A 22115-nucleotide genomic window follows, 5' to 3' on the forward strand; every position below is an offset into this window, starting at 1 on the left:
TTTCCACCGAAAAAACTTGGCTGTGAATCGCGGGCACCGAAGCTGATTGAATGAAGACTGATGCAGATAAGTCATCACCGACCTATCCCGTTACTGATATCGAGAGACCGGCATCGAAATCGGGGACGTAATGGCAGAGGCAGCACGAAAATTCGGCGTGGCGGAAACACCGCTCTATCGCGAGGCACCGAACAACATCGAAGCCGAGCAGGCGCTGCTCGGCGCCATCCTCGTCAACAACGACGCCTTCTACCGCGTGTCGGATTTCCTGAAATCCGGCCATTTTTACGAGCCGCTGCACAGAAAGATCTTTGAGGTCGCCGCCGAGCTCATTCGTATGGGCAAGATAGCGACGCCGATCACGCTGAAGACCTTTCTGCCGGCCGACGAGAGGGTCGGCGACATGACGGTTGCGCAATATGTGGTACGGCTGGCCGTCGAGGCGGTCACCGTCGTCAATGCCGCCGACTACGGCCGCGCCATCTATGATCTCGCCACGCGACGCGCCCTGATCACCGTCGGCGAAGACATGGTCAACATCGCCTACGACGCGCCGGTCGACATGTCGCCATCCGAGCAGATCGAGGATGCCGAGCGGCGCCTGTTCGAGCTGGCCGAGACCGGCCGCTACGATGGCGGCTTCGAGAGCTTCACCGACGCAGTCAAGACCGCCGTCGACATGGCCAACGCCGCCTATATGCGCGACGGGCACCTGTCGGGCGTCGCCACGGGCCTGCGCGATCTCGACCGCCGCATGGGCGGCCTGCAGCCGTCCGATCTGATCATCATCGCCGGCCGCCCGGGCATGGGCAAGACCTCGCTTGCCACCAACATGGCCTTCAACATCGCCGAAGCCTATGTGCCGGCACAACAGGCCGACGGTTCGTTCAAGGCGGCAAATGGCGGCGTCGTCGGCTTCTTCTCGCTCGAAATGTCGTCGGAACAGCTCGCCACCCGCATCATTTCCGAACAGACCGAAATCCCGTCGTCGAAAATCCGCCGCGGCGAGATCAGCGAGATGGATTTCGAAAAGCTGGTCGCCTGTTCGCAGACCATGCAGAAGATCCCGCTGTTCATCGACCAGACCGGCGGCATCTCGATCGCCCAGCTCTCGGCGCGGGCGCGGCGGCTGAAGCGCCAGCGCGGCCTCGACGTCATCGTCATCGACTATATCCAGCTGATGCAAGGGTCGAGCGCCAAATCCTCGCAGAACCGCGTGCAGGAGATCACCGAGATCACCACCGGCCTGAAGGCGCTGGCCAAGGAGCTTGCCGTGCCGATCATTGCGCTGTCGCAGCTGTCGCGTCAGGTCGAAAGCCGCGACGACAAGCGCCCGCAGCTCTCGGACCTGCGCGAATCGGGTTCGATCGAGCAGGATGCCGACGTGGTGATGTTCGTCTACCGCGAGGAATACTACCTGAAGAACCGCGAGCCGAAGCCGGGCACCGACGAATACATCAAATGGGAACACGAGATGAACGAGATGCGCGGCAAGGCCGAGGTCATCGTCGCCAAGCAGCGCCATGGACCGACCGGCTCGGTCAGCCTCGCCTTCCAGGGCGAGTTCACCCGCTTCTCCGACCTCGCCGAGGAGCATCATATTGCGGAGAGGTTTGAGTAGCTTTTGACTTACCGCCGTGCTCCGTCACACCCCCCTCTGGCCTGCCGGCCATCTCCCCCGCAAGGGGGGAGATCGGCAGCTTCTGCGTTGGCGTCTCTTCTTCGACATTGGAGATTGGCGAAAGCATTCGTGACATCCAATCTCCCCCCTTGCGGGGGAGATGTCCGGCAGGACAGAGGGGGGTGGGCAGGATCGCCCGCCTCCGGCCATTTGCGAGCGACGCAACGCTGATGGCCAAGTCCCGCGTCCAGTTCATCTGCCAGAATTGCGGCTCGGTGCATCAGCGCTGGGCTGGCAAATGTGATGCCTGCGGCGAGTGGAACACGCTGGTCGAGGAGGGAACGTCCGGCGGCATCGGCTCGGGCCCGGCCAATACCCGCAATGCGCGCAAGGGCCGCGCCGTGGTGCTCACGACTTTGTCCGGCGACATCGAGGACGCGCCGCGCATCGTTTCCGGCATCGGCGAGCTCGACCGCGCCACCGGCGGCGGTTTCGTGCGCGGCTCGGCCCTGCTGGTCGGCGGCGATCCCGGTATCGGCAAGTCGACGCTGTTGACCCAGGCCGCCGCAGCACTGGCGTCCAAGGGCCACCGCATCGTCTACGTCTCGGGCGAAGAGGCGGTCGCCCAGATCAGGCTGCGTGCGCAGCGGCTCGGCGTCGCCGATACTCCGGTGGAGCTTGCCGCCGAAACCAATGTCGAGGACATCCTCGCCACCATCGCCGACGGCAAGCGGCCGGACCTGGTGATCCTCGATTCGATCCAGACCTTGTGGACCGACATGGCCGATTCGGCACCCGGCACCGTCACCCAGGTGCGTGCCGCCGCCCAGGCGATGATCCGCTATGCCAAATCCACAGGCGCGGCGATCGTGCTCGTCGGCCACGTTACCAAGGAAGGCCAGATCGCCGGGCCGCGCGTCGTCGAGCATATGGTCGACGCGGTGCTTTATTTCGAGGGCGAAGGTGGCCACCACTACCGCATCCTGCGCACGGTCAAGAACCGCTTCGGACCGACCGACGAGATCGGCGTGTTCGAAATGTCTGATATGGGCCTGCGCGAGGTCGCCAATCCATCCGAGCTTTTTCTCGGCGAACGCCATGCGAAAGCGCCGGGCGCCGCGGTTTTCGCCGGCATGGAAGGTACCAGGCCGGTGCTGGTCGAGATCCAAGCGCTGGTGGCGCCGTCGTCGCTGGGCACGCCGCGTCGCGCCGTCGTCGGCTGGGACGGTGCCCGGCTGTCGATGATCCTCGCCGTTCTCGAAGCCCATTGCGGAGTCCGCTTTGGCACGCATGACGTCTATCTCAACGTCGCCGGCGGCTACCGTATCTCGGAGCCGGCCGCCGATCTGGCGGTGGCGGCCGCACTGGTTTCCTCGCTCACCGGTCTTGCCCTTCCCGCCGATTGCGTCTATTTCGGCGAAATCAGCCTTTCGGGCGCCGTGAGGCCGGTTGCGCACGCGCAGCAGCGCCTGAAGGAAGCCGAAAAGCTGGGTTTTGGAAGCGCGGTTCTGCCCTTGGGCAGCGAGGAACTTGCCGGGGGGATAGGGGCCGGCGCTTTCCAGCCCACCGAGCTTGCCGATCTCGTGGCGCGCATAGCCGGCTCACGGCGCAGCCGCGCCGACGAGCAAGAATGACGCGGCTCATGAAGTGGGGCAAAAGACATGCCGATTACGCTGCTTGACGGAATTCTCGTCGGCTTCACCTTGGTCTCGGCGATGCTCGCCATGGTTCGCGGCTTTTCGCGCGAGGTCCTTTCCGTCATCTCCTGGATAGCGGCGGCCGCGGCAGCGTTCTTTTTCTATCAACCGGTCCTGCCTTACGTTCAGCCCTATGTCGACAATGAGAAGATTGCCATGGTGGTGGCCGCCGGCATCGTCTTCATCGTCGCGCTGATCGTCGTCTCGATCATCACCATGAAGCTCGCCGACTGGATCATCGATTCCAGGGTCGGCGCGCTCGACCGCACGCTTGGTTTCCTCTATGGCGCGGCGCGCGGCATCCTGGTCGTCGCGGTGGCCCTGCTGTTCTTCAACTGGCTGGCCGGCCCCAAGGCTCCGGGCTGGGTCGCCGATGCCAAGTCGCGGCCGCTGCTCGAATCGATCGGCGCCAAGCTCGAAAGCCTGCTGCCCGAGGATCCGGAAAACGCGATCCTCAACAGGCTCAATCCGAATCAGCCGGCACCCGAGACCGGCGCCGAGACACCTCCGGCAGCGGATGCACCCGCGGCGGACGCACCGGCAACTGGCGACGATGCTCCGGCGCCCGACGGCAGCGAAACCGACGCGCCACCGGCCGACAATGCACCAGCCAATCCGGCGCCGGCAAACTGACGATCATGTGAAGGCCGCAAACTCTACGTTGCTCTCGAGCCGTCATCACACTATATAGCGACTTTAGCGGAGCTGAAGATGGCAGACGCAGACGACGTGCTTTCCGCCGAGGCTGACGATCATTTCCATGACGAATGCGGCGTGTTCGGTATTTTTGGCCGGCAGGACGCTGCGGCTATCGTCACGCTTGGCCTGCATGCGTTGCAGCACCGCGGCCAGGAAGCGGCCGGTATCGTTTCCTATGACGGCACCCAGTTCCATGTCGAACATCATGTCGGCCTGATCGGCGATACGTTCACCAAACAGCGCGTCATCGACAGCCTGCAAGGCAACCGCGCCATCGGCCACACGCGCTACGCCACCACCGGCGGCGCCGGCCAGCGCAACATCCAGCCGTTTTTCGCCGAGCTCGCCGATGGCGGCTTCGCCGTCGCCCACAACGGCAACCTCACCAACGCCATGACGGTGCAGCGCGCGCTTCAGAAACAGGGCGCGATCTTCTCGTCGACCTCCGACACCGAGACACTGCTGCATCTGGTCGCCACCAGCAGGGAACGCGATCTCAACTCGCGCTTCATCGATGCGGTGCGCCAGGTCGAAGGTGCCTTCTCGCTGGTGGCGATGACTTCAAAGAAGATGATCGGCTGCCGCGATCCGCTCGGCATCCGGCCGCTGGTGCTCGGCGATCTCGACGGCGCCTGGATCCTGGCTTCCGAAACCTGCGCGCTCGACATCATCGGCGCGCGTTTCGTGCGCGACCTGAAGCCCGGCGAGATGGTCGTCGTCACCGCCAAGGGCATCGAGAGCCTGTTTCCGTTCGAGCCGCAGAAGACCCGCTTCTGCATCTTCGAATATGTTTATTTCGCGCGTCCGGATTCGTCGGTCGAGGGCCGCAACGTCTACGAGGTGCGCAAGCGCATCGGCGCCGAGCTGGCGCTCGAAAGCCCGGTCGAGGCCGACATCGTCGTGCCGGTGCCGGACAGCGGCACTCCGGCGGCGATCGGCTTTTCGCAAGCCGCGGGCATCCCGTTCGAGCTCGGCATTATCCGCAATCACTATGTCGGCCGCACCTTCATCCAGCCCGGCGATTCGATCCGCCACATGGGCGTCAAGCTCAAGCATAACGCCAACCGCCGCATGATCGAAGGCAAGCGCGTGGTGCTGGTCGACGATTCGATCGTGCGCGGCACCACGAGCCAGAAGATCGTGCAGATGGTGCGCGATGCCGGCGCCAAGGAAGTGCACATGCGCATCGCCTCGCCGCCGACGCGCGCTTCCTGTTTCTACGGCGTCGATACGCCGGAGAAGTCGAAGCTGCTGGCGTCGCGCATGTCGGTGGAAGAGATGGCCGAGTTCATCCGCGTCGATTCGCTCGGTTTCCTGTCGATCGACGGGCTCTACCGCGCCGTCGGCGAGGCCGGCCGCGACAATGAGCAGCCGCAATTCTGCGACGCCTGCTTCACCGGGCAATATCCGACCCGGCTTGCCGATTTCGAAAGTTCGGACAATGTGCGCACGCTGTCGCTGCTGGCGGCGGGCGGGGCGTAGGATTGCCGGAACACCAATTGCCTTCCCGAGTTTCACGCCTACTCACGGAGGCCCTCGCATGATCCCCACCCCTGGCCTCGACCTTTCCGGCCGCGTCGCAGTCGTCACCGGCGCCTCGCGCGGCATCGGCTACTTCATCGCCCTGGAACTTGCCGCCGCCGGCGCACACGTCATCGCCGTTGCCCGCACCGTCGGTGGGCTGGAGGAACTCGACGACCAGATCAAGGCGGCGGGCGGACAAGCCACGCTTGTGCCGCTCGACCTCGCCGACATGGCCGGCATCGACCGGCTGGGCGGCGCCATCCATGAGCGATGGGGCAAGCTCGACATCCTGGTCGCCAATGCGGCGGTGCTCGGCGTCATCTCCCCGATCGGCCATGTCGAGGCCAAGACTTTCGAGAAAGTTATGACCATCAACGTTACCTCGACATGGCGGCTGATCCGCTCGGTCGACCCGTTGCTCAGGCTCTCCGATGCAGGCCGTGCCATCGTGCTTTCCTCCAATGCCGCCCATTCGGCGCGGGCCTTCTGGGCGCCCTACGCGGCGTCGAAGGCGGCAGTCGAGACCATGATGCGTTCCTGGGCGCATGAGACGGAAAACCTGGCCCTCAGGGTCAATGCCGCCGATCCCGGCGCCACCCGCACCGCCATGCGTGCGCAGGCGGTGCCCGGTGAGGATCCGGAGACGCTGCCGCATCCCCAGGAGATCGCCAAACGCATCGTGCCGCTGGCCAGCCCGGCGCTTACGGAGACCGGGCTGATCTTCCAGGCCAAGCACAACCGCTTTGTTGCCTACCGGCAGCCGGAGTAGACGCATCGCGCATTTCGACGGACGAATTGCGCCGCTGCCGACGTTATTGGAATGCCAGATTTTCCGAAACGGAGGACCACTATGCGCAGACTGCTTCTCGTCACCGCCGCTGCATCGCTGGCAGCCATCGGCGTCGCATCCTCGCAGGATGCGACGATGAGCTTCTTCGTCACCAGCGTCGGCTCGGGCAAGGGCGCCGATCTCGGCGGCCTCGCAGGCGCCGATGCGCATTGCGCCTCGCTGGCTGAAGCCGCGGGCGTTACGGGCAAGACATGGCACGCCTACCTCTCGACCAGCGACACCGATGCACGCGATCGCATTGGCACGGGACCGTGGTTCAACGCCAAGGGCGTCAAGATCGCCGACGATGTCGCTTCGCTGCATAGCGATGCCAACGCCATCACCAAGCAGACGGCGCTCACCGAAAAGGGCGAAGTGGTCAACGGCCGCGGCGACAAGCCCAACCGCCACGACGTGCTGACCGGGTCCAAGCCCGACGGCACGAAAATTGCCGACCAGACCTGCGGCGACTGGACGCTCAGCGGAGCGGAAGGTGCGGCAATGACGGGCCATCACGACCGCACCGGTCTCGACGATTCGGCCGCCGCCAAATCGTGGAATTCCTCGCACGCTTCACGCGGCGGCTGCAGTCAGGAGGCACTGAGGAGCACCGGCGGCGACGGCCTGTTCTACTGCTTTGCCGTGAACTGAGCCGGCCCAACAAATGCAGAACACGCTGGCGTGGCGACCCACCGCGCCAGGCTGCGCTTTCGCCGATCGCCCAGAATTGATAGGATCACCCGACTCCCACAACAAGCGAGGAAATTTCCATGGCTTCGAGCGTAGCGCTGGTCTGGTATCTGGTGATTGCCGGCCCGCAAGGCGGCATGGTGGTGCTGCCCAGCACGTTCGACACTCGCGAACAGTGCGCCTTCGCCGTCACCGAATATCAGAAGCAGCCAACGCCGGCCGGCTGGTCGGTGCAGTGCGTGCCGAGCGCCTCGCCGTTCACCGACGAGGGCGAAAGCGAGTAGCCGGCGGCGCGCGTTCAGCGCTGAGCGCTGACCGTCAGTTCCGGCCTCGTATTGATGGTCTGAAACACCACGCAATAGCGTTCGGTCAGCTTGAGCAGTGTGTCGACGCGGTCTTGTGGCTCGTCGCTGTCGAGGTTGAAATTCAGCCGGATGGCGCGGAAGCCGACCGGCGCATCTTTTGCCACGCCTAAGGTGCCGCGAAAATCGAGATCGCCTTCGGCCTCCACGGTGGCGGCGCCGAGTTTGAACTCCAGCGCCGTCGCCACTGCCTTCAGCGTTACGCCAGCGCAAGCGACCAGCGCCTCCAGCAGCATGTCGCCCGAGCACAGTTCGAGCCCGGAACCGCCGGTAGCCGGATGCAGACCGGCAACGGCGAGCGCCCTGCCGGTCTCGACCTTGCAGGCGATCGACTGGTCGTCGACCGAGCCCTTGGCCCGAAGCGTGATCAGCGCGCGCGATGCGTCGTCGCGATACGCCTCCTTGAGCGGCGCCTGCATGGCCTTCAGTCCTGTGGTGTCCATGTCCAACCCTTTTCGGCAGTCATTTTCATCGCTCGTCACGATACTCGAAATAGAACCGGTACGGCCTAAACCTTGATTTCACGACATTTGGATCGGAGTGACAAGCTGTCCAGACATTGCTGCGTCGTTAGACTTGATGCCTTTCATGCGGCGTGGGGCCGCCACGCGATGACGCCGTCCGTCCGCGCCCGCACCTCGGGTGAGGCCAGGCAGGTGGCGACGGCCTCGTAGCCGGGAGTGCCGGGGTACCGGGCGACGTACGTTGGCGGGCTGTGGTTGGCGGGGCAGAGGATGATCGCTTCGTCGGTGCCGACAGCCGCCAGGTCGAGTATCGCGCAGGAGCGCGTGAGCAGAAAAAGCGGTCGACCGCCGGGGCCGCGGCGACGCAAATGGGCAATCAGGGCTTCTTGCGAGGCTTGATCCAGCCCCTGTTCGATCATGTCGACGACCAGGATGGCCGGACCTTCGGCTTCCAATCCGACGAGTAGAGCGATCATTGCGTCGGACACCGCGGCACCGTCCTCGACGAGCCAGGCCAGCGTCTGATCGACCCGCGACCTGAGAGCTGGGTCGGCGTCCACACGAGCCAGAGCCGCCGCACAGCCATTCGCCAGTCGATCCAAGCCAAGGAAGGCGGCGTCAGGCAATGTCTCGGCCAGGCGCTGAGCCAGCCGGGTCTTGCCACTGCCCAGCGGGCCGATGATGTAGTTCAGCGGTCGGATCTGTCCCAGTTCGAACCGCTCGCCTCCCCAAGGCCAGGGAAGGTCGAAAGCGACGCTGAGCGTAGCCTCTGGCGCCAGCAGGCGCGCCAGTTCCCCGGCGCTTGGCGCTTCGCCTCGAGCGAGGTCGTCCCGCAGGCTACCGATCTTCTCTATTACGCCGACAAGCTGGCGCAGCCGGCTATCGAGTACTGCCTGGTGTGCGGCCAAGGCCGGCTCCATGCCCCGGGAGTCACCCTCCATCACCCGCGCCACCTGGGCTAGGCTGAAGCCAAGCGCGCGCAGGGCCGCGATCTCGGCGGCGCGGCTCATTTCGACAGGACCGTAGGCGCGCCATCCGGCCGCAGTGCGGATCGGAGCGATCAGGCCGCGCTGCTCATAAAGCCGCAGGGCCTTGGCCGACACCCCGAGCCGGCCGGCGGCTTCGGAAGCGTTCAGGAACTGGGCGGAAGAGTTCATGAATCACCTTGTTGCTGTTGACCGCCTTTCTATCGGGGCTGACCCTGGGGCCGAGTCAACAGGGATGTTCGCGGTCCGCAGGAGCCGTGGGAGAGGCAAGATCACTTCGTGTCGAGCTGACACATCGGCTTTGATGAGATGAATCGACTTGCAAAAGGGCATTTCCGCAGCGGCTGCAGGATACGGCAACCCCTGCTGACAGTACGGTGTCAGGACAAAGCAGCATAGTCTGGTGACATGACCGGATTCCCAACCATGCCTGACACCGCCGCCGAGCGCACCCTTGGCATCATCCTGGTTTCGGCGTCGGCAGCCGTCTTCGGCCTCACCGGCGTGCTAACCAAGTCGATCCATGCCGATCCGCTGACCATCACCTGCTGGCGGGGCTTCGTTGGGTCGATCCTGATCACCCTCTATGTGCTTTGGCGGCGCCGTCAATCCGGCGGGCGTGAAAGCCTGCGCCTCGGCTGGCGCGGCTGGCTGTTGGCGAGCGAGGGCGCGCTAGCCAGCATCGCCTTCATCTCGGCGTTCAAGTTCACCTTCGTCGCCAATGTTGCGATCATCTACGCCACTGCGCCCTTCGTCACCGCGCTGCTTGCCTTCATTCTGGTTCGTGAGCGCTTCCGGCTGCAGACGCTTGCCGCCGCCGCCGTGTCGCTCACCGGCGTGGCGGTCATGGTCTGGTCCGGCTTCGGCACCGGCCATCTGTTCGGCGACGGGCTGGCGCTGCTGATGACAATCGGCAGCGCGCTCTACATGATCATGGTGCGCGCTTTCCGCGACACGCCGGTAGTGTGGGCCGGGGCGGTGTCGGCATTCCTTTTGTTCGTGCTCGGTTGGTTCGTCACCGATCCATTGGCCGTCTCGGCCAGGGACGCAGTGTTGCTCGTCGCCTTCGGCACGTCGTTCGCGCTGGCCTCTATTCTGTGGACGGAGGGCGCGCGGCTCATTCCGGCTGCCGAATCCGGCCTGCTGGGCTCGGCTGAAGTACCGTTCGCGATCCTGTTCGCCTTCCTGTTCCTGGCCGAGGTCCCGCCAGCCGCCAGCATGATCGGCGGCGCCATCGTGCTCTGCGCGGTGTTCGCCCATGGCGGGCGCGACTGGCAAGCGGCCAGGCAGCGCTCTGCCTGAGAAAAAATCTGCCCCCGAAAATAAAACTGCGGGTGCAAATAAATTAGCAAGGTCATGGAACCATCAACAGGTTCAGGCATTGTTGGCTTTGACGGGTCATCCAAGTCCCCCCAAACCCCTCGGCCCGTCTAACCTATAGCCGATCGCAAGGTCGGCTTTTTCTTTTGCGAAATCAGCTCGGTGCGCCTGGCAAGGCAAGGTTGCCGCTGAACAGCGCAGCCAGATCCTGGGCCGGGGGCTCGGCATCCTGGCGCAGCCGGATGGCGAACTCGGCGATGGGAACCTGCGGCAGGCCAAACTCGCGCGGTGCCTCGACGATGCCGGAATGGGCAAACCGCGCCGTCCGCAGCGTCAGAGCAATGCCGGCATGCACCGCTGTGCGCAGCCCGGCCAGGCTGGCACTCCCGGCCGCGATGCGGTAGCGGCGGCCTGCCCTGTCGAGTGCCGCGATCGCCGCTTCGCGAAAGCCGCAATGCGGATCGAGCAGCGCCAGCGGCAGTTCGTCCTGGTGTGTGGCCAAGCCTCTTTGCGAACAGAGCCACATCATCGGCTCGCGGAGCACGCCGATCTCGTCCGGCGCCGGAGCCTGTCGCATGGCGATCATCAGATCGAGGATGCCGGTTTGCAGCGCCTCGGCCAATTCGGCGGAGCGGCCGACGCGCAGTTCGATCCTGACGCGCGGATAGCTCGCGGCAAAGGCCCTGAGCAAATTCGGGAGGCCGCTGTCGGCGAAATCTTGTGTCGTGCCGATGGCCACGCGCCCATCGGCTCGCACGCCCTTGAGGGCCAGCCACGCTTCGCGATGCACAGCAAGGATGCGCCGCGCATGACCGGCCAGATCTTCGCCCGCCGGCGTCAGGACGCGCCCTCTTCCCTGCGGCGCCAGAAGTGGTTCGCCGACAATATCCTCAAGCCGCTGCATCTGCGTGGTCACCGCCGACGCCGAGCGCCCGACAAATGACGCCGCCTGCGCCAGCGAGCCGCGGTCGACGAAGGCGAGAAAGGTTTTGAGGAGGTCGGGGTCGAGCATTGTCATAATTCGACAGTATCAAAGTTTTCCCTGAAAACAATTCGATTTTCATAACGCAGGAGCGATGGCAAAGATTTCTGACGGCGAAGAGACGCCGCGTAAATCCGAGGAGAGAAATTATGCCGATCATCAATGTCAGCGTCACAGGCAAGCCCGATGCCGTTTTGTCCGCCGCTATCGCCAAGCAGGTGACCGAACTGACCGCCACGCATTTGCGCAAGGATGCGACGATCACAGCGGTGGCCATTTCCTACCATGACCCCGAGCACTGGTTCGCCGGCGGCAAGTCGTTGGCCGAGCATGACGCCAACAGTTTCTGGCTCGACATCAAGGTGGTCGACGGCACCAACACCAAGCTTGAGCTGGAGGCCTATCTCAAGGCGCTCTTCCTTGGCTTTGGCAGCCTGCTGGGCAAGGTGCATGAGGAGAGCTATGCCTTCGTGCATGAAGTCCCGGCCGCCGCCTATGGCTATGGCGGCAAGACGCAGGAATTCCGCTTCATCAGCGGGAGATTGAAGGCGGCGTGAGCCGCCCCCATCAATCCAGGCTCATGCCGCAGGCGCTTCCTCTGCCGCAAGGAAACATAGACACCGCACTTTTCATGGCCGGCCAGGCCAGTAATGCGAAGGTACCGCACCTCCGCATTGACGTTGAGCCCACTTCGTCTAGGTTCTCATCGAAGCGGTCACGAAGAGCCGCGAGGTCAAAATCTGTTGGGAGAGACGCGGCATGATCCTGACACTGGCGCTGCTTGCGGGTCTCGTCGCGGCCTGGCTGCTGATCGGGGTGGTGGAAAAATTCCGCCTCGGCCTGCGCTTCACGCAGGCGCTGCTCTATGTGCCGTTCAAGCTCGCCTACCGGATTGCCGATGATCGTATCAAGATCGCCCGCAGAACAGCCGCCCCGGTCATTTACGTCATTTCGCACCAGTCGCGTCTCGAACCGGCGCTGATGCTGTCGCTGCTGCCGGAAGACACGCTGCACATCCTCGACGAGGTCTCAGCGCGATCGCCTTGGCTCGAACCATGGCGCGAGCTTGGCCGCACCATCGCTTTCAACGCCGAGCATGTCTTCGTCAGCCGCCGGCTGGTGCGGGTGCTGAAGGGCAAGGGCCGCCTTGCCGTCTATCTGCCGGATGCGGTCGAGCCTGATATCAAGACATTTCGCCTGTTTCGCGCCGTCACCCGCATCGCCATGCAGGCCGATGCCCGCATCGTACCGATCTTCATCTCCGGCGCGCGCACTCTGCCGGTATCGCTGACGCCGGCGGACAAGGCGCCGCGGCGCTGGTTTCCCCTTCTGTCGATCAGCGTGCTAGAGCCAATGACCATCGCCGAGCTGGTAGCGCGAAACCCTGATCAATCCTCGAACACCAATGCGCTGTTCGACCGTTTCGCCGAAGCCCGGCTTTTCGGCAGCGATCTTGACCGCGGCCTGTTCCTCGCCATACGCGACGCCGCCGACCGAGTCGGCGCCTCGCATCCTATCGTCGAAGACGTGGTCAGCGGCACGCTGAATTACAGAAAGCTGTTCATCGGCGCGCGGGTGCTGGGCCGCCGCTTCGAGGCGGTGACGGCGCCGAATGAAGCGGTTGGAGTGCTGCTGCCCAACGCCAACGGTGTCGTGCTGTCGCTCGTTGGCCTGTTGTCAGCGAGCCGGGTGGCGGCGATGATCAACTACACCGCAGGCCCGGCCAGCGTCACCGCCGCCGTGCGCACGGCGGAGATCCGCACCGTGGTCTCGTCGCGCGCCTTTGTTGACAAGGCCAGCCTCGCTGACATCGTCGCGGCGGTAGAAGAAGGCGGCGCCAGGCTGTTGTGGCTGGAGGATGTGCGGGCCAGCGTAACCGTACTGGACAAGCTCGCCGCCGCCTTGCTGTGGCGCTGGCCGCTGCAGCCGCAGAATGCGGCCAAACCAGCGGTGATCCTGTTCACCTCAGGCTCGGAAGGCACGCCGAAGGCGGTGGTCCTGTCGCACAGAAATCTTCTCGCCAACGCCATGCAGGCTGAGGCCCGCATCACCATCTCGCCGGCCGACATCCTGCTCAACGTGCTGCCGGTGTTCCACTCATTCGGGCTCACCGGCGGCACCATCCTGCCGCTGGTCACCGGCGTGAAACTGTTCCTCTACCCCTCGCCGCTGCACTACAAGCTGATCCCCGAGGTCGCACGCAAGGCAAGGCCGACAGTCATGTTCGGCACCGACACGTTCCTCGCCAACTATGCGCGCACCGCCAAGGACGGCGATTTCTCCAGCCTGCGCTTCATCGTCGCCGGCGCCGAAGCGGTGAAACCGGAGACGCGCCGCGTCTACCGGGAGCGCTTCCAGGCCGAGATCATCGAAGGTTTCGGGCTGACCGAGGCAGCGCCCGTCGTTGCCGTCAACACCGCCATCCACGGCCGCGACGGCACGGTCGGGCGACTGTTGCCGGGCATGCGCATGAAGCTCGAGCCGGTCGAGGGCATCAGCGGCGCCGGACGGTTATTGCTCAAGGGGCCGAATTTGATGATGGGCTACATGACCTCAGATCGGCCCGGGGAATTGCAGCCGCTCGACGGCTGGCACGATACCGGCGACATCGTTTCTGTTGACCGCGAGGGCTTCATTACCATTCGCGGCCGGGCCAAGCGCTTCGCCAAGATCGCCGGCGAGATGGTGTCGCTGGGCGCGGTCGAGATGCTGGTGCAGTCGCTGTGGCCGGAAGAGCACCACGCTGTGGTGGCGGTGCCGGACAAGCGCCGCGGCGAGCGTATCGTGCTGGTCACCACCGCCGATGACGCCGACCCCGATGAATTGCGCAAATTCGGCAGACAAGCCGGCGCCGCCGATCTGATGGTGCCGAACGACATCGTCAAGGTCGAGGAAATCCCGGTGCTGGGCTCTGGCAAGACCGACTACGTCTCGACCCGCAAACTGGCGATTGAGCGACTGGGGCTCAGCGCGGCGGCCTAGCGCCTAAAGCGCGTCGCGTCTGGAGGGATTAATGCGACGCGCTTTAAGTTCTTGCTTGAATGCATCTCGTTGTCCCAAAACCGCTGCGCACCTTCGGGTCAGGCCCGAGGGCATGCTTTTGGGCGACATGCATTAGAGGACCACCACCGACAACAGCAGGATGAACCCGACCGCCATCATCAGCAGGCCCGGCCAGTTCTGCGACAGGCCGAGGAAACCGAGGCCGCGCCGCCGCGGCTCAAGGGTCGGGCCTGGCGTTGCAAGATTTGGCGTCGAGGGGGGGCGCCCGCCCCCCCCCCCCCCCCCCGGCGGGCCCCCCCCCCCCCCCCCGCCGGGGGCCGGCCCAAAAACCAACCCCCCCCCCCACAAGCACACCCCCCCAGCGGCCCCCACCCCCCCCCCCCCCCCCCCCCCCCCCCCCCCCCCGGGGGGGCCGGCCCCCCCGCCCCCCCCCCCCCCCCCCCCCCCCCCCTGAGCCGCCCACGCCAAAGGGCTGCGCCGGCCATATACACAACGCCAGCGACAATGAGCAACGCGCCAATGAGGACGACAGCCAATTTCTCCTCACTCTTCTTTAAGCTCCTGCGCCTGGGACAGCAGCTTTAAGGGTGATAGCGAGGCGTTCGCGACGTCGCTCGCCTCGCCCGCTGAGACAGAACGGTCAAGACGCCGGCAGGTTCCCGCTAGAGCGGGATGCGTGCGACTTGAACTAATTGAACCATCAGCGAATTGGCGACAGATCTGTCAGCCGAAGTCCGAAGGCGGCACCTTCTCGCCTTCGCGCTTGGCGCGCCTGGAATAGGCGCGGATGCTGAGCGGCAGGAAGAGCAGATAGCCGGCAACCGACGCGGTCAGCGTGTACCAGGGATAGGTCATCAACAGCAGGATGTAGAGGACGACTCCGAGGATGATCGGCAGCACCTTGTCGCCCGGGACTTTCAGGCTTTTTCCGGAATAGACCGGCAGCCGGCTGACCAGCAGGAAGGCTATCAGAACGGTGAAACCGGCGGCGATGAAGGCGGCAGGGCGTGACGGCTCCACACCAAGCCGCAGGAAGTACAGGTAAAGCGGCAGCATCACCAGCACGGCGCCTGCCGGCGCCGGCACGCCGACGAAATACTCGGTCTGCCACTGCGGGCGATCAGTATCTTCGTCGAGCACGTTGTAGCGAGCGAGTCTCAGGCCGCAGGCGATGGTGAACAGGAGCGCGGCAATCCAGCCCGGCGAGCCGGCCTGGTCGAGCAGGAAGGCATAGAGCACCAGCGCGGGCGCTACGCCGAAATTGACGATGTCGGCCAGCGAATCCATCTGCGCGCCGAATTTGGACGTCGCCTTCAGCATGCGTGCCAGGCGGCCGTCGATGCCGTCGAGGAAGGCGGCCAGCAGCACCATCACCACTGCCGGCTCGAAACGGCCTTCGAAGCCGAAGCGGATGCCCGAGAGGCCGGCGCAGATGGCGAGCACTGTGACGAGATTGGGCAGCACCATGCGCATCGGAATTTCACGGATGCGCGGGCCGCCGCTGCCATGCGCCTCGAATTTTTTGAACGGCGCGCCCACGGTTCAGGACACCCGCACGAGCGGCGTTGCGGCAACGCCGCCGAATTCGGCCAGTATGGTTTCACCACCGACCGCGGTCTGGCCGACGGCGACACGCGGTGTTGCGGTCGACGGCAGGAACACATCGACGCGCGAGCCGAAGCGGATCAGCCCGAAGCGCTCGCCGATGCCGATCGTGCCGCCGGTCTCGGCCCAGCAGACGATGCGCCGCGCCACCAGACCGGCGATCTGCACCGCGGCCACCGTGCCGTTAGGGCTGTCGATGACCAGGCCGTTGCGCTCGTTGTCGGCACTCGCCTTGTCAAGTGCGGCGTTGAGGAACTGGCCGGGCCGATGCTCTATCCTTGTGATGCGGCCGCGCACCGGAGCCCGGTTCACGTGGCAGGAGAAGACGTCCATGAACACCGAGATGCGGGTCATCTCGCCGCCCCCGAGGCCAAGTTCGCGCGGTGGCACGGCCGGACCGACCGCCGTGATGATGCCGTCGGCCGGGCTCACCACCAGCCGGTCGTCGACCGGCGTGACGCGCTCGGGATCGCGGAAGAAATAGACGCACCATGCCGTCGCGATGAGGCAGACCCAGAACAGGATCGAAGAGAAATAGCCGAGGAAAAGCGTCACCGCTGCGAAGGCGGCGATAAACGGATAGCCTTCGCGATGGATCGGAACCAAGGTTTTCTTGATCGTGTCGACGAGGTCCATGGAATGGAAACAGCCTAGTTTCAGGTCCGGCCTCAATAGCGGAAACACCCTGTGGCCGCAACGCGACAATGAGGGAACGCCGGATCCGGCGTTCTCGTCCGCATTAGCCGATCGCGGGCGTTGCAAGGGGTCCAATGCGCCTGTCCAAAAAAGGCATGACTGGTGTCGGGGCGAACCGGCCTCATGCGTCCTTGGAGATACGGGCCCTGTCAAAGCGCCCGCCGAACGAAAGCTGGAGGCAACAAATGCTGTCACGGAAATCAGCAGCAAAGGAAGCGCGGGTCGTGATGAACGGTCTGGCGTTCGGCGAATCGCCGCGCTGGCATGATGGCAGGCTTTGGTTCTGCAACTGGGGAACCGGCCAGATCATCGCCGTCGATGCCGACGGCAACAGTGAGGTCATGCTCACCGTGCCGGCCACCCTGCCCTATTCGATCGACTGGCTGCCGGACGGTCGCCTGGTCGTCGTCTGCGGGCGTGAGGGGTTGGTGCTGCGGCAGGAAGCAGACGGGACGCTGGTCACCCACGCCGATCTGCGACACCTCTCAGGGAACGCTTGGAACGAGATCGTCGTCGACGGGCGCGGCAACATCTACGTCAATGGCGGTGGGCCAGCGCCGGTTCCGGGCCAGCATTTCGGCCCCGGCACCATCGTGCTGATTGCACCGGACGGGTCGGTGCGGCAGGTGGCGGACAGGATCGCCTTCGCCAATGGGATGGCGGTGTCGCCTGACAACAAGACGTTGATCGTCGCCGAGTCCCACGCCAACAGGCTGACTGCCTTCGACATCGCCGCCGATGGCAGCCTCGACAACCGGCGGCGATGGGCCGACCTCGGCAACGGCTTTCCCGACGGCATCTGCCTCGATGCCGAAGGCGCCATCTGGTATGCCGACGTCCCCAACCGGCACTGCGTGCGGGTGCGCGAGGGCGGGGCGTTGCTCGACAGCGTCGATGCCGATCGCGGCTGCTTTGCCTGCATGCTCGGCGGCGCCAACGGCAAGACGCTGTTCATCGTCGCCGCCGAATGGCGCGGCTTCGAGCACATGATCAGTGATGCGCGCACCGGCCAGGTGCTCAGCATCGAGGCTTCCGCGCCGGGCGCTGGCTGGCCGTAAGGGCTACGACACCTCGGAGGGGCGGCGGCGGACGACAACGCCGAACTCGTCGCGCTCGCGAGCAATGCGCAACCGCTCCTCGGCCTCGGTTGCCTCACGCTGGCGGTCCCACATCGACGCGTACAGGCCGGCCTTGCGCATCAAGGCGGCATGCCTGCCGCGCTCGGCGATCTGGCCGTCCTGCAGCACGATGATCTCGTCGGCCGAAATCACCGTCGACAGCCGGTGGGCGATGACGATAGTGGTGCGACCCTTGCTGACGAGGTCGAGCGCCGCCTGGATCTCCTGTTCGGTATGGCTGTCGAGAGCCGAGGTCGCCTCGTCGAGCATCAGGATCGGCGGCGCCTTCAAAATGGTGCGGGCGATTGCCACGCGCTGCTTCTCACCGCCGGACAGTTTCAGTCCGCGCTCTCCGACCATCGAACGGTAGCCGTCGGGCAGCCGCTCGATGAACGGCCCGATCTGGGCGAGTTCTGCCGCCTTGCGCACATCCTCCTCGCTGGCATCGACGCGGCCGTAGCGGATGTTGTAGGCGATGGTGTCGTTGAACAGCACGGTGTCCTGCGGCACCATACCGATCGCCGCGCGCAAGCTCTGCTGAGTCACGTCGCGAATGTCCTGGCCGTCGATCAGAATCTTGCCGCCCTGGATGTCGTAAAAGCGGAACAGCAGCCGCGAAATGGTCGACTTGCCGGCGCCCGATGGCCCGACAATGGCAACCGTCTTGCCGGCCGGCACTTCGAAGCTGATGCCTTTCAGGATCTTGCGGTTGGGATCGTAGGAAAACTGCACGTCGCGGAACTCGACCTTGCCGGAGCCGACGACCAGCGGCTTGGCCCCCGGCTTGTCGACGATCTCCTGCGGCACATCGAGCAGATCGAACATCTGCTCGATGTCGGTCAGGCCCTGGCGGATTTCGCGATAGATGAAGCCGATGAAGTTTAGTGGCACCGAAAGCTGGATCAGCATGGCGTTGATGAAGACGAAGTCGCCAACCGTCTGCGTGCCGGCCTGCACCTCCAGCGCCGAAAGGCACATGACGATAACCGTGCCGAGACCGAAGATGACGCCCTGGCCGAAGTTCAGCCAGCCGAGCGAGGTCCATATCCGGGTGGCGGCGGTTTCGTAGCGCGCCATCGAACGGTCGAAGCGCTCGGCTTCCATGCCCTCGTTGTTGAAATACTTGACCGTTTCGAAATTGAGCAGCGAGTCGATCGCCTTGGTGCTGGCATCGGTGTCGCTGTCGTTCATGTCGCGGCGAATGACGATGCGCCAGTCGCTCGCCCTGATGGTGAACCAGATATAGAGGCAGACCGTCACCGCCACCACAGCCACGTACTTCCAGCCGTAGGTGACCGCGAAGATGCCGGCTGTCAGCGCGAATTCGAGGATGGTCGGCAAGGTGTTGAGCACGGTGAAGCGGACGATCGTCTCGATGCCCTTGGTGCCGCGCTCGATGATGCGCGACAGGCCGCCGGTGCGGCGCTCGAGATGGAAGCGCAGCGACAATTGATGCATGTGGATGAAAGTGCGGAAGGCGAGCTGGCGCACCGCATATTGTCCGACGCGGGCAAACAGCGCGTCGCGCAGCTGGTTGAAACCGAGCTGCACCAGCCGCACGACATTGTAGGCGATGACCAGCATGACTGGCGCCAGCAGGAAGGCCGGCAGCGGCGGCGCCGACTTGGCGTCACCAGCCAGCGCATCGGTCGCCCATTTGAAGAAGTAGGGACCGGCAACCAGTGTCAGCTTGGCGACGACCAGAAGCACGGTCGCCCACACCACCCGCGCCCGCAGGTCGGCACGGTCGGCCGGCCACATATAGGGCCAAAGATTGCGCAATGTCTTGAAAGTCGAGCCAGAATCGGCGGAGACGGTTTTTTCGGCCATTTTATCGCCTTTTCGTATTTCTTATTAGCTTGACCATGATCTCTTTTCCGAGAACCGGCTTCCGCTTTTCGCTGACGCGGTTCTTCGGTTCGGGATGATGGTCTAGCGGCCGGAGCAGCACGAACTGACCAGCGCGGCCAGCGATGCGCAAACATCTTCGAGCGCATCGCTGTCGACTTCATAGCGCGAGCGTTGCCGATCCGGCTGGTAGCGGACGAGCCCGGCATCGACCAATATCTTCAGGTGCTGCGAAACGGTGGACTGCGCCAGGTCGAGATGGTCGACGACCTCGCGGCAGCAGCAGGAGTGGCTGGCCGAAAGGTGCCGGAGAATTTCGATCCGGGCCGGATGCGAAAGCGCGGCGAGCTTTGCGGCGACGGCCTGGCTGTCGGCGAAGCCGCAGGTCTTCTCGGTCAAGGAAGCGTTCATCGTCTATCGGCGATAGACGATGAATGAACTTTCCGCAAGAGCCCGCTAGAGAAGAAAGGATTTCTAGTTGGCCTTTGTCGGGGCTGTCGTCATCTGGTCGCCCATCGCCTTGAGGTTGGCGGCTTCGCCTTCCTGCGATTTTCCGGGGACCTTGAACACCTGCCCCGGCCAGATACGGTCGGGATTCCTGATCTGATCCTGATTGGCGAGGTAGATGGTCGAGTAGCGAACGCCTTGGCCGTAGACGCGCCGCGAAATCCGCCACAGCGTATCGCGGCGGCGGATGATAACGGCGCTGTCGGCGTGTTCGAGTTTCGGCGCCGCGGTCTCGGGCACTCCAGCCGGAGGCGTCGCAGCCGCCACATCGGCTGGCGCCTCGGTCGCGGGCGCCGCAGGCGTGGTTGCCGGCGCGGCCGGCCTTGCCTCGGCAGGCGCCACGGCGGCGATCGACTCGCCCGGCTCGCGCTCGAACGGCACGGCGGCACGGGCCACCACCTTGACCCCGTCGGCATCGAGCGCATCGACGTGGATCGTATAGGTGCCGACCGGAATGTTGCGCGTCGCCTCGACCAGGAAATGACCGTCGGGCGAAGTCTTCGCGTCGCCGAGCAAGATATCGTTGGCATAGGCGCGCACCTTGCGGCCGGGGTCGGCGAGCCCGGCGACGAAGATCTTGTTGCCGTCGATCTCGATCGCTTCGACGACGACCTTTGGCCCTGCAGCTAGTGTCGCCGGTGCGGCCGGCCCGCCCGGAGCGGGCGCGGGGACGGCGTCGACGGTGGCCGGCGCCGTGGCAGCCGGTGCGGCTGGTGCTGCGGCAGCGGGGTCCCCGGCAGCGGAGTCCTCGGAAGCCGGGGCGGCCGCCTTGTCGCCGGCAGGCAGCGATTCAGGCTTTGTCTCGGGTGAAGGAACGGTGAGCAATTCGGAGGCCTTGCCCGGCTCCTCGATCATCGCCAGCACCTGGCCAGCAGGACTCTTGGGAATCGAGACGATAGCCGTCTGCGCCGAGGGGGTCACGACATTGCCGGTCATCGAGCGCAGCGCGATCGTGTAATCGCCGGGTTTCAGCGCATCGTCGAGAACGATGGCAAAAGCGCCATCGGCACCGGCGACCGTCGAGCCGAGAACCGTCGAACCGTTGAGAATCTCGACCTTGGCGTTGGGTGCGGCTTTGCCGGCGACGACAATAGAGCCCTTGATCTCGACCCGAACGATGTCGAAAGTCGGCGCAATCGCATCGGCCGCCGCCGGCGCTGCCGGTGCCATCGCACCAGCGGCAGGCGCTGGCGGCGGCGGTGCATCGGTCACTGGTTCGGCCGGCGTCTCCACCGGCGGCGTCAGCGATGCCACTTCCGCCGGCGGCGTGCGAGTGAGATACGGATCGAGCGCGCCCGACACATAGGCGGTTCCCGCCGCGGCGACGGAGCCGCCGACGACGAACAAAAACGCCTTCAAAGGATTAATTGCCATATTTCCCTGCCCTTAGCCACCTAATGCGGTCTAGCCTGTTTTGCCCAAGGCGACAAGAACAAGGGGGACCGACAAGAAAAAGGGCCGACAAGAAAAAACCCGCCCGGGCTTGACCGCGAATAAAGACCCAATCACCAATCATCTCATGAACACGATTCGATCCATCTGCGTCTATTGCGGCTCGTCTCCGGGCCGCGATGTAACCTATGCCAAGGCCGGACACCTGCTTGGGCGTTCGATCGCCAAGTCCGGCCTGCGTCTGATCTATGGCGGCGGCACCAGGGGCATCATGGGAGCCGTCGCCGAGGGCGCAATGCGGGCCGGCGGCAAGGTGACGGGGATCATTCCGCGCTTCCTGATCAACAGGGAGGCCACCGAAACCGCGCTTGACCGACTTGACGAGCTCGTCATCACCGAAAACATGCACGAGCGCAAACATACGATGTTCGAGAAATCCGACGCGTTTGTGGCGCTTCCGGGCGGCATCGGCACGGTCGAGGAAATCATCGAGATCATGACCTGGGGCCAGCTCGGCCATCATCGCAAGCCGATCGTCTTCGGCAACGTTGGAGGATTCTGGGACCCGATGCTGGCGCTGCTCGACCATATGATGGCCGAAGGCTTCATCCACACCGCGCAGCGGGTCAGGCCGCTGGTGGTCGACGATCCGGAAGCGATCGTCGCTGCCATCATGGTCGCGGGATCGTCGGTCGACGCACCGACCGAAGGCGTGCAGTCGGTGATCGACAAGCTTTAGGGTATAGGGGAGTATGTAGTGCATGCCGCGCTC

Annotated in this window: 21 protein-coding genes; 13 read left to right on the forward strand and 8 right to left on the reverse strand. The window is 64.6% G+C overall.

Annotation, left to right across the window (positions count from 1 at the left end):
• The first annotated feature begins 130 nt into the window (after positions 1–130).
• The 7 genes from AC0L3D_RS14240 (at position 131) to AC0L3D_RS14270 (ending at position 7344) form a co-directional block, all read left to right on the forward strand.
• Complete coding sequence (locus tag AC0L3D_RS14240) at positions 131–1621, forward strand: replicative DNA helicase (RefSeq protein ID WP_023800713.1); 1491 nt, start codon at positions 131–133, stop codon at positions 1619–1621.
• A gap of 230 nt (positions 1622–1851) precedes the next feature.
• On the forward strand, positions 1852–3255 hold the full coding sequence (radA, locus tag AC0L3D_RS14245) for a DNA repair protein RadA (RefSeq protein WP_023800715.1): 1404 nt from the start codon (positions 1852–1854) through the stop codon (positions 3253–3255).
• Positions 3256–3282: 27 nt separating this feature from the next.
• Positions 3283–3951: a CvpA family protein gene (locus AC0L3D_RS14250; protein WP_023800716.1), complete on the forward strand. Its 669-nt coding sequence runs from the start codon at positions 3283–3285 to the stop codon at positions 3949–3951.
• A gap of 78 nt (positions 3952–4029) precedes the next feature.
• Positions 4030–5499 (forward strand): amidophosphoribosyltransferase, encoded by a 1470-nt coding sequence (purF, locus tag AC0L3D_RS14255; RefSeq protein WP_473644710.1) that lies wholly within the window; start codon positions 4030–4032, stop codon positions 5497–5499.
• A 58-nt stretch (positions 5500–5557) separates the two neighbouring features.
• Complete coding sequence (locus tag AC0L3D_RS14260; protein WP_287216715.1) at positions 5558–6310, forward strand: SDR family NAD(P)-dependent oxidoreductase; 753 nt, start codon at positions 5558–5560, stop codon at positions 6308–6310.
• Positions 6311–6391: 81 nt separating this feature from the next.
• Positions 6392–7021, forward strand: coding sequence for a hypothetical protein (locus AC0L3D_RS14265; protein ID WP_287216716.1), 630 nt, complete (start codon positions 6392–6394; stop codon positions 7019–7021).
• 119 nt (positions 7022–7140) lie between these two features.
• Positions 7141–7344, forward strand: a complete 204-nt coding sequence (locus AC0L3D_RS14270) for a hypothetical protein (protein ID WP_473627697.1) — start codon at positions 7141–7143, stop codon at positions 7342–7344.
• Positions 7345–7358: 14 nt separating this feature from the next.
• Here AC0L3D_RS14270 and AC0L3D_RS14275 read toward each other — a convergent pair whose 3' ends face one another.
• Positions 7359–7865, reverse strand: coding sequence for an OsmC family protein (locus AC0L3D_RS14275; RefSeq protein ID WP_023800720.1), 507 nt, complete (start codon positions 7863–7865; stop codon positions 7359–7361).
• A 143-nt stretch (positions 7866–8008) separates the two neighbouring features.
• Positions 8009–9043, reverse strand: a complete 1035-nt coding sequence (locus AC0L3D_RS14280; RefSeq protein ID WP_287216719.1) for a MerR family transcriptional regulator — start codon at positions 9041–9043, stop codon at positions 8009–8011.
• A gap of 255 nt (positions 9044–9298) precedes the next feature.
• Between AC0L3D_RS14280 and AC0L3D_RS14285 the strand changes: the two genes are divergently transcribed.
• Positions 9299–10174 carry a DMT family transporter gene (locus AC0L3D_RS14285; RefSeq protein ID WP_287241060.1) on the forward strand — a complete coding sequence of 292 codons (876 nt, stop codon included), beginning with the start codon at positions 9299–9301 and terminating at the stop codon, positions 10172–10174.
• 172 nt (positions 10175–10346) lie between these two features.
• Here AC0L3D_RS14285 and AC0L3D_RS14290 read toward each other — a convergent pair whose 3' ends face one another.
• Complete coding sequence (locus tag AC0L3D_RS14290; RefSeq protein WP_287241059.1) at positions 10347–11210, reverse strand: LysR substrate-binding domain-containing protein; 864 nt, start codon at positions 11208–11210, stop codon at positions 10347–10349.
• 113 nt (positions 11211–11323) lie between these two features.
• On the opposite strand from AC0L3D_RS14290, the gene AC0L3D_RS14295 reads away from it, so the two are divergent.
• The 3 genes from AC0L3D_RS14295 (at position 11324) to AC0L3D_RS14305 (ending at position 14734) form a co-directional block, all read left to right on the forward strand.
• Positions 11324–11731: a tautomerase family protein gene (locus AC0L3D_RS14295; RefSeq protein ID WP_473644712.1), complete on the forward strand. Its 408-nt coding sequence runs from the start codon at positions 11324–11326 to the stop codon at positions 11729–11731.
• 202 nt (positions 11732–11933) lie between these two features.
• Complete coding sequence (locus tag AC0L3D_RS14300) at positions 11934–14156, forward strand: AMP-binding protein (protein ID WP_473627701.1); 2223 nt, start codon at positions 11934–11936, stop codon at positions 14154–14156.
• Positions 14157–14413: 257 nt separating this feature from the next.
• Positions 14414–14734 (forward strand): hypothetical protein, encoded by a 321-nt coding sequence (locus AC0L3D_RS14305; RefSeq protein WP_473644714.1) that lies wholly within the window; start codon positions 14414–14416, stop codon positions 14732–14734.
• 166 nt (positions 14735–14900) lie between these two features.
• On the opposite strand, the gene AC0L3D_RS14310 is transcribed toward AC0L3D_RS14305, so the two are convergent.
• Together AC0L3D_RS14310 and AC0L3D_RS14315 are read right to left on the reverse strand one after the other, a co-directional pair.
• Positions 14901–15716 carry a CDP-alcohol phosphatidyltransferase family protein gene (locus AC0L3D_RS14310; RefSeq protein WP_128188130.1) on the reverse strand — a complete coding sequence of 272 codons (816 nt, stop codon included), beginning with the start codon at positions 15714–15716 and terminating at the stop codon, positions 14901–14903.
• 3 nt (positions 15717–15719) lie between these two features.
• Positions 15720–16418: a phosphatidylserine decarboxylase gene (locus tag AC0L3D_RS14315; RefSeq protein ID WP_236371635.1), complete on the reverse strand. Its 699-nt coding sequence runs from the start codon at positions 16416–16418 to the stop codon at positions 15720–15722.
• A gap of 245 nt (positions 16419–16663) precedes the next feature.
• On the opposite strand from AC0L3D_RS14315, the gene AC0L3D_RS14320 reads away from it, so the two are divergent.
• Positions 16664–17536, forward strand: a complete 873-nt coding sequence (locus AC0L3D_RS14320; protein WP_473627702.1) for an SMP-30/gluconolactonase/LRE family protein — start codon at positions 16664–16666, stop codon at positions 17534–17536.
• 3 nt (positions 17537–17539) lie between these two features.
• On the opposite strand, the gene AC0L3D_RS14325 is transcribed toward AC0L3D_RS14320, so the two are convergent.
• From AC0L3D_RS14325 to AC0L3D_RS14335, 3 genes are all read right to left on the reverse strand, one after another.
• A complete protein-coding gene (locus AC0L3D_RS14325; protein WP_473644715.1) occupies positions 17540–19426 on the reverse strand; it encodes an ABCB family ABC transporter ATP-binding protein/permease in 1887 nt (628 codons plus the stop codon).
• A gap of 102 nt (positions 19427–19528) precedes the next feature.
• Positions 19529–19855 (reverse strand): ArsR/SmtB family transcription factor, encoded by a 327-nt coding sequence (locus AC0L3D_RS14330; protein WP_473627704.1) that lies wholly within the window; start codon positions 19853–19855, stop codon positions 19529–19531.
• Between the two features lie 63 nt (positions 19856–19918).
• Positions 19919–21325 carry an Ig-like domain-containing protein gene (locus AC0L3D_RS14335; RefSeq protein ID WP_473627705.1) on the reverse strand — a complete coding sequence of 469 codons (1407 nt, stop codon included), beginning with the start codon at positions 21323–21325 and terminating at the stop codon, positions 19919–19921.
• A 145-nt stretch (positions 21326–21470) separates the two neighbouring features.
• Between AC0L3D_RS14335 and AC0L3D_RS14340 the strand changes: the two genes are divergently transcribed.
• The gene (locus AC0L3D_RS14340; protein WP_027152697.1) at positions 21471–22082 is read left to right on the forward strand and encodes an LOG family protein; all 612 of its coding nucleotides are present in this window, start codon (positions 21471–21473) and stop codon (positions 22080–22082) included.
• The last annotated feature ends 33 nt before the right edge of the window (positions 22083–22115 follow it).

Source organism: Mesorhizobium sp. WSM4837 (genome assembly GCF_055811435.1).

Coding starts and splice junctions, on each gene's coding strand:
- AC0L3D_RS14250 (WP_023800716.1), top strand. CDS start 3,283: ATGCCGATTACGCTGCTTGACGGAATTCTCGTCGGCTTCACCTTGGTC.
- AC0L3D_RS14300 (WP_473627701.1), top strand. CDS start 11,934: ATGATCCTGACACTGGCGCTGCTTGCGGGTCTCGTCGCGGCCTGGCTG.
- AC0L3D_RS14325 (WP_473644715.1), bottom strand. CDS start 19,426: ATGGCCGAAAAAACCGTCTCCGCCGATTCTGGCTCGACTTTCAAGACA.
- radA (WP_023800715.1), top strand. CDS start 1,852: ATGGCCAAGTCCCGCGTCCAGTTCATCTGCCAGAATTGCGGCTCGGTG.
- AC0L3D_RS14280 (WP_287216719.1), bottom strand. CDS start 9,043: ATGAACTCTTCCGCCCAGTTCCTGAACGCTTCCGAAGCCGCCGGCCGG.
- AC0L3D_RS14270 (WP_473627697.1), top strand. CDS start 7,141: ATGGCTTCGAGCGTAGCGCTGGTCTGGTATCTGGTGATTGCCGGCCCG.
- AC0L3D_RS14285 (WP_287241060.1), top strand. CDS start 9,299: ATGCCTGACACCGCCGCCGAGCGCACCCTTGGCATCATCCTGGTTTCG.
- AC0L3D_RS14275 (WP_023800720.1), bottom strand. CDS start 7,865: ATGGACACCACAGGACTGAAGGCCATGCAGGCGCCGCTCAAGGAGGCG.
- AC0L3D_RS14315 (WP_236371635.1), bottom strand. CDS start 16,418: ATGGACCTCGTCGACACGATCAAGAAAACCTTGGTTCCGATCCATCGC.
- AC0L3D_RS14240 (WP_023800713.1), top strand. CDS start 131: ATGGCAGAGGCAGCACGAAAATTCGGCGTGGCGGAAACACCGCTCTAT.
- AC0L3D_RS14320 (WP_473627702.1), top strand. CDS start 16,664: ATGCTGTCACGGAAATCAGCAGCAAAGGAAGCGCGGGTCGTGATGAAC.
- AC0L3D_RS14290 (WP_287241059.1), bottom strand. CDS start 11,210: ATGACAATGCTCGACCCCGACCTCCTCAAAACCTTTCTCGCCTTCGTC.
- AC0L3D_RS14330 (WP_473627704.1), bottom strand. CDS start 19,855: ATGAACGCTTCCTTGACCGAGAAGACCTGCGGCTTCGCCGACAGCCAG.
- AC0L3D_RS14335 (WP_473627705.1), bottom strand. CDS start 21,325: ATGGCAATTAATCCTTTGAAGGCGTTTTTGTTCGTCGTCGGCGGCTCC.
- AC0L3D_RS14265 (WP_287216716.1), top strand. CDS start 6,392: ATGCGCAGACTGCTTCTCGTCACCGCCGCTGCATCGCTGGCAGCCATC.
- purF (WP_473644710.1), top strand. CDS start 4,030: ATGGCAGACGCAGACGACGTGCTTTCCGCCGAGGCTGACGATCATTTC.
- AC0L3D_RS14340 (WP_027152697.1), top strand. CDS start 21,471: ATGAACACGATTCGATCCATCTGCGTCTATTGCGGCTCGTCTCCGGGC.
- AC0L3D_RS14260 (WP_287216715.1), top strand. CDS start 5,558: ATGATCCCCACCCCTGGCCTCGACCTTTCCGGCCGCGTCGCAGTCGTC.
- AC0L3D_RS14295 (WP_473644712.1), top strand. CDS start 11,324: ATGCCGATCATCAATGTCAGCGTCACAGGCAAGCCCGATGCCGTTTTG.